Annotated in this window: 4 protein-coding genes; all 4 read left to right on the forward strand. The window is 60.4% G+C overall.

Annotated elements, in window-relative coordinates; all coding sequences use genetic code 11:
• A partial coding sequence (locus C816_RS15235; protein WP_016323293.1) for a zinc ribbon domain-containing protein occupies nt 1–210 on the forward strand: 210 nt, incomplete at its 5' end.
• 266 nt (nt 211–476) lie between these two features.
• On the forward strand, nt 477–857 hold the full coding sequence (locus C816_RS15240; protein WP_016323294.1) for a carbon storage regulator: 381 nt from the start codon (nt 477–479) through the stop codon (nt 855–857).
• A 172-nt stretch (nt 858–1,029) separates the two neighbouring features.
• Nucleotides 1,030–2,799, forward strand: a complete 1,770-nt coding sequence (locus C816_RS15245; protein ID WP_016323295.1) for a flagellin N-terminal helical domain-containing protein — start codon at nt 1,030–1,032, stop codon at nt 2,797–2,799.
• A 130-nt stretch (nt 2,800–2,929) separates the two neighbouring features.
• A partial coding sequence (locus C816_RS15250; protein WP_207636941.1) for a glycosyltransferase occupies nt 2,930–4,215 on the forward strand: 1,286 nt, incomplete at its 3' end.

Below are 4,215 nucleotides of genomic sequence, written 5' to 3' on the forward strand. Positions count from 1 at the left end.
CCCCTCATCGTGGTGGACCGTTACGCTCCCACCGCGCGGACCTGCTCCGCCTGCGGACTGGTGCGGGATGCCGTCGGGCTGAAAGAGGATCTCTGGACCTGCCCGAAGTGCGGCGCAGCGCACCGGCGGGAGGTCAATGCGGCGAAAAACATCAAGGCCCAGGGACTGGCCCGGTATTTTGGCAGTCAGGAACGGCGCGTCAGCGCCTGATCACCCGATAGAAAACCCAGAGCTATGCCGGCCGGGACGCCGGTGAAAGCCCATGGTTCCGGTTGGGAGAACGCTGATTGAAGCGGAATTGAATGACAGCTCTGTTTCAATCAGCGTTTTCCGGACCGCGGAGTGGGAAACGAGCGGATATGTGCGCATGTCCAAAGCCTGGAAACAGGGGTCCACAATATTATGACGATGACAACCGTACAGAAAAAACGGTGATGCGAAGGAGCGCACACCGGAATGCGCTGAAGGAGAACCGTATGCTGAAATTATCTCTGCTTCCCGAGGAATATCTGGTCATCAACGAGAACATTGTCGTCCAGCTGACGCGCATTGCGGGCGGAAGGGCCGGTTTGGCCGTCCACGCCGGGCGGGAGATCCCGATTGTGCGGGGCACGGTGCTGGAGCAGCAGGGGAGGGAGCGGCCCGCCTGTCTGCTGCCGCCCTCCGGGAAAAAGGGGCGGTACTACCGCGATCAGATTTTCCGCTGGAACGACGACCGGGAGAAGGCCGTGCGGAAGATGAAGCAGACGATAGAGCGGCTGGAGGAGAAGGGCTGCGGCGAGGAGGCGGAAATACTCCGCACGCAGCTTGAGCGCGTGATTCCCGCCTTTTGGGAGGAGGACCTTGCGGCCCAATAATTTACGATTTCACCCGGTTGCGCGAACCGGCTGAAATACAGTCCCGCGCCACGCCCTGGCAGTCTGGCCAGATACCAGGAAACGGGCGCTCCACACCAGCGCCGGTAAAAGGAAGCTCCGGCGCGCCGGAAACGCATAACCCGAAAACATTTTATTGAAAGGAAGCATTAAAATGAGGATTCAACACAACATCATGGCGATGAGCGCCTACCGCAACTACAACACCAACACTTCTGCGCTGAGCAAGAACCTGGAGAAGCTGAGCTCTGGTTATAAGATCAACCGCGCCGGCGACGACGCCGCGGGCCTCGCTATTTCCGAGAAGATGCGCGCTCAGATCACCGGCCTGAACGCCGCCCAGAAGAACGTGAAGGACGGCATCTCCCTGGTGAAGACCGCTGAGGGCGCCATGCAGGAGATCCAGGACATGCTCAACCGCATGGACTATCTGGCCACCCAGTCCGCCAACGGCACCTATCAGGACGAGGTGGACCGCGAGAACCTGCAGAAGGAAGTCAACCAGCTGCTGGACGAAATCGACCGTATTGCCGACAGCGCCAACTTCAACGGCATCAAGCTGCTGGACGGCTCTCTGGACGCCGACGCCAAGGCCGTCACCACCACCACGGTTGCGCTGGGCAGCATGACCGCTCTGGGCGCTGACAAGCTGCTGGGCACCGGCACCACCGGTGCAATCGGTGACCATACCGTCACTTATGTGGAGGGCAAGGAAGTCCAGAAGACCAAGCTGGAGATCGACACCTCCAAGCTGGAGTGGACGGGCGCTTCCGATGCCGATACGCTGGAAATCGCTGTTGGCAGCATTACCATTACCCTGACTGCCACCACTGCTAACATTACTGACGGCAAGGTGGATATTGACGCCGCCCTCAAAACCGCGATTGGCAGCGGCACTACTGGAGCGAATTTGTCCGGTGCCGCGCAGCCCGCCGATTTCAATATCAACTATGCGGATGGCAAGATCACCATTGAGATGGCCGAAGATCCCACCGACGCGACTGACGATGCCGATCTGGACCCCAGCCTGAAGGTTACAACAAACCCAAGCGCCGGTGCTGTCAACACCCAGTGGAACGACGGCGCCCTGAACATGGTCCGCGGCCAGGTCGCGGTGGACGGCACGCCTGCCAACACCACCATCACCGCCGCCAACCTGGGCATCCAGGGAACCGGCAAGGATGACGGCGTTACCGTTGAAATCGACGGCAAGAGCTTCGTCATCGCCGTGGGCGACGACAGCAACTTCAAAGAGGTTGACGGTGCTACTGTTGTAAATGTCAAGGATACCGATAGTGCCGAGATTGTGATGGAGAAGCTGGCCAACGCCATCAACGGCGCGGGCACCGTGTGGAGCGCCGGCGTCAACACCAACGGCGAGCTGACCCTGGCCCAGACGGACACCAGCGACGCGGCCAAGAACGAGCTCTTCAAGACCCGCGAGGGCATCGCCGGCACCATCAAGACCGGCAAGGCCATTGCCAACACCACGACCACGGAGATCTCCGACCTGCAGAAGAACGCCAAGTCCCTGCAGCTGCAGATCGGCGACACCTCCGACAGCTTCAACCAGCTGCAGGTCAAGGTGGGCGACATGCACAGAACCGCTCTGGGCCTGAACGGCCTGAACATCGGCACTGCGCAGGACGCCTCCAACGCCATTCAGAAGATTAAGGACGCCATTAACCAGGTCTCCTCTGTCCGCGGCGATCTGGGCGCCACCCAGAACCGTCTGGAGCACACCGCCAACAACCTGAGCGTCATGGCGGAGAACATCCAGGACGCCGAGTCCACCATCCGCGACACCGACGTTGCCGAGGAGATGATGGCCTACACCAAGAACAACATCCTGGTTCAGTCCGCCCAGGCCATGCTGGCCCAGGCCAACGCTGTTCCCCAGGGCGTGCTGCAGCTCCTCGGCTAATCAGCACGGATTGTTTTTGGAACAAACCGCATAGACCCAGCCAAAGCGGGGCGGGCTTTTGGCCCGCCCCGCTTCCATGCCGTTGGGAAAACCGCCGTTTCGGCGGCGGTTTTCCCAGCAACACGGAAGAATGTGGGAGAGAGATGTTATGGAGAAAAAGCCTGTTTTATCCATCGGCATTATGTTTAAGAATGAGATCCGCTGTCTGGAACGGTGTTTGAAGTCCCTCCGGCCCCTGCGGGAGGCCATCCCCTGCGAGGTGGTAATGGCTGACACCGGCTCCACGGACGGAAGCCGGGACACGGCGGAGCAGTACGCGGATATTTTGATCGATTTTCCCTGGCGCAATGACTTTGCCGCCGCCCGAAATGCCATTTTGGACCGCTGCTCCGGAAGCTGGTGCCTCACTGTGGACGCTGACGAGTGGCTGGATGAGGATATATCGGAACTGACAGCCTTTCTGCGCAGCTGGGACGGAAGGCCGTATGTGCTGGGCGCGGTGGTTGTCAGAAATTACAGCACTTATGATTTTAGCGGCTCATACCTGGACTTCTTCGCAACCCGCCTGGCCTGTATGGCGGAGGGGCCGCGCTATGCGGGGGCGATCCACGAGCGCTGGGAGTGGCCCGGCAGGGAGGTCCCGAATACGCTTTTGCGGCATACGGTTTTGCACCACGACGGATATGTGGAGATGAACACAAACGGAGAGGCGGGCCGCAGGAAGCAGGCGCGGAACATGACGCTGCTGCGGGAGAAGCTGAAACGGGAGCCGGAGAATCTGATGGTTTACCTCCAGATGGTGGAGAGCGGCCGGAACGAGCCGGACTATCTGGACATTCTCCGCCAGGCCGTGAAGCTGGTGGAGGAGAGAAAGCCCTATTGGGAGATGCTGGGCCCGCCAATTCTGCGCTACGCCGTGACCCTCGCCGGGATCAACAAGCTGCCGGAGCGCGGCGAGTGGATTCAAAAGGCGGAGGAGTGGTTCCCCAATTCCGCCTTTATTCAGATAGACGTGGCCTTCCAGGCTTTTTCCTACTTCCTGGAGCGGGATGAATTTGAGGAGGCCGCCCGCCGGGGTGAAATCTATTTGAAGGCCCTGGAGGAGGACCGGGCGGGCCGTTTGGACCCCTCCGCGCGTCTGCGCAGCGCGGTCCAGTCAGCCGCGCCGCTGAAAGAGCAGGCCATGAAAATCGCCCTGGCGGATGCTTACCGAAACCTGGAGCGGGCGGAGGAAGCCCGTGAACTGCTGATGCGCCTGGATTTTTCCGCGCTGGATCAGGGCACCACGGGAAAACTGGCCCAGGCGCTGATGAATTTGCAGATGAATACCAGGATAGATACCGCCGGCCTGGCCGCCGCCGTCTGGGATGGAATCTCCGCACCGCTTCCGGACAGAAAGAGGGCGAAAGAGCGGAA

It is taken from the genome of Oscillibacter sp. 1-3, assembly GCF_000403435.2.
Taxonomy (GTDB): Bacteria; Bacillota; Clostridia; order Oscillospirales; family Oscillospiraceae; genus Oscillibacter.